Below are 1,863 nucleotides of genomic sequence, written 5' to 3' on the forward strand. Positions count from 1 at the left end.
CCGCGGCGCACGTCCTGGTCGACCACCCCGGTGCGCGCGACCCCGCCGCCCTCGGCCGCCGCGGCACCGTCGGAGGGGCCCGCATCCGCCCACGACGGGCAGGCACCGGTGCTCAGCTCGCCGCTCGCCGACCTGGCGACCCCGCCCGTGGCGCCCACGCCGGCGACCCCGGAGCCGCACCCGCTGCTCAGCGTCCTCGCGGAGGCGACGAGCGCACCGGCGAAGCTCATCTGGAACCGGCAGCGTCGCGGGCAGCGGCTGACCGCCTGGCTGCGGGCCGACGGGCTCATCGCGCTGGCCGACGGGCGGTTGTACGCCGACCCGTCGCAGGCCGCGACCGGCGCAGCGGGCGCCGTCGGGCAGGTCGACGGGTGGCGGGCGTGGCGGTTCGGTGAGGACGGGCCGACGCTGCAGGAGGCCGTCGTCCTGGTCGCCGGCACCGACACCGTGGGCTGAGCCGGCTCAGCCCCAGCCGTACCCGGCGAGCCAGCGGTCCAGCTCGGCGTAGAAGCGTGCACGCACAGCCGGTGCCGACAGGGTGAGGTCGTGCATGCCGTCGGCCACCCGCAGCACGGTGACGACCGGGCCGAGGTGCACCGCGCGGCGGACGACGGCCTCGACGTCGATCACCACGTCGGCCACCCGCATGTCCTCGCTCCAGCGTGCGGAGATCAGGGTGCGGGCGGACGTGGCGAGCAGCACCGGTGCGTCGATGTGCAGGCCGCGGGCCACGGCGGCGTGCCCCTGCACGATCGCGTTGAGCCAGCCGGCCCGGACCGGGAACGACGGTGTGGGCCGCCACCGCTCGTCGTACGTCCACTCCCCGCCGGTGGCCACCTGCAACGTGCGCGACCAGTAGCCCGGGTCGACGTTGGGCAGCGCGGCCTTGGGGCTGAACCGGGCGAGCTGGGCGATGGCCGGTGCGGACACGGTGCGCACGATGGACGAGCCCTGCAGCTCCAGCCAGGGGGAGTTGAGCACGAGACCGCTCACCCGGCCGGGGTTGCGGTCGGCCCACAGGCACGCGATGAGGCCGCCGGTGGAGTGCCCCATGAGCAGGGTGCGGCCGGGCAGCCCGTGCTCGGCGTCGACGACGGTGAGTGCGGCGTCCAGGTCGGCGTCGTAGACGGCCAGGTCGTCGGTGTAGCCGGGGGTGTGGTGCTCCCGCAGGCTGCGCCCGTACTTGCGCAGGTCGAGCGCGTAGAACGCGACGCCCTGGCTGGTCCAGAACCGGGCCAGGCCGGTCTGGAAGAAGTAGTCGGACCAGCCGTGCAGGTAGAGCACCGCGCGGGCCGGGCGGATCGGCTCGTCGGCCTGCGGCAGGGCGCGGACCAGGGTGGCGACGACGGGGCCCTCGTCGTCGTCCGGCAGCGGCAGGGTGAGGGACTCGAACCCCTCGCCCAGCACATCGGGCCGCCAGTCCCTGGCCGGCTCGGCCATCAGGGCTCGAGCACGATCTTGCCGAACCCCTCGCCCGCGGCCAGGGCGGCGAACGCCTCGTGCGCCCGGGCCAGGGGGAGCCGGCGGTCGATGACGGGGTCGATCCCGGCCCGGTCGAGGTAGGCGAGCACCTGGGCGAGCTCGTCCCTGCTGCCCATGGTGGCGCCGACCACGGTGATCTCGGTGAAGAACAGGCGGCTGATCTCCATGGCGGACGGGTCGCCGGTCGTGGCGCCGGCCACCACGACGGTGCCGCCGGGGCGCACCGAGCGCATCGTGTGCGACCAGGTGGCGGCCCCGACCGTCTCCAGCACCACGTCGACCCGGTCGATCCGGGCGCCGGGCTCGACGGCCTGCGCGGCACCGAGCGCCAGCGCCCGCTCCCGTTTGGCGGCCGACCGGCTGGTGACGACCATCTCGAGC

3 protein-coding genes are annotated in these 1,863 nt (G+C 75.5%); 1 reads left to right on the forward strand and 2 read right to left on the reverse strand.

Annotation, left to right across the window (positions count from 1 at the left end):
* On the forward strand, nt 1-456 hold a 456-nt coding region (locus F2B26_RS16020), incomplete at its 5' end, for a restriction system modified-DNA reader domain-containing protein (RefSeq protein ID WP_499679453.1).
* A 6-nt stretch (nt 457-462) separates the two neighbouring features.
* Here the strand turns inward: F2B26_RS16020 and F2B26_RS16025 are convergent.
* Both F2B26_RS16025 and F2B26_RS16030 read right to left on the reverse strand, forming a co-directional pair.
* The gene (locus F2B26_RS16025; RefSeq protein WP_159811048.1) at nt 463-1,440 is read right to left on the reverse strand and encodes an alpha/beta hydrolase; all 978 of its coding nucleotides are present in this window, start codon (nt 1,438-1,440) and stop codon (nt 463-465) included.
* Nucleotides 1,440-1,863: zinc-binding dehydrogenase (locus tag F2B26_RS16030; protein ID WP_159811050.1), on the reverse strand; the 424-nt coding region annotated here is incomplete at its 5' end. The genes F2B26_RS16030 and F2B26_RS16025, both read right to left, overlap by 1 nt.

The sequence above is a fragment of the Cellulomonas citrea genome (genome assembly GCF_009829685.1).
In the GTDB taxonomy this organism is placed as follows: domain Bacteria; phylum Actinomycetota; class Actinomycetes; order Actinomycetales; family Cellulomonadaceae; genus Cellulomonas; species Cellulomonas citrea.

Bases quoted from the DNA above. Each gene is read 5' to 3' on its own strand.
- F2B26_RS16025 (WP_159811048.1), bottom strand. From the start codon at position 1,440: ATGGCCGAGCCGGCCAGGGACTGGCGGCCCGATGTGCTGGGCGAGGGG.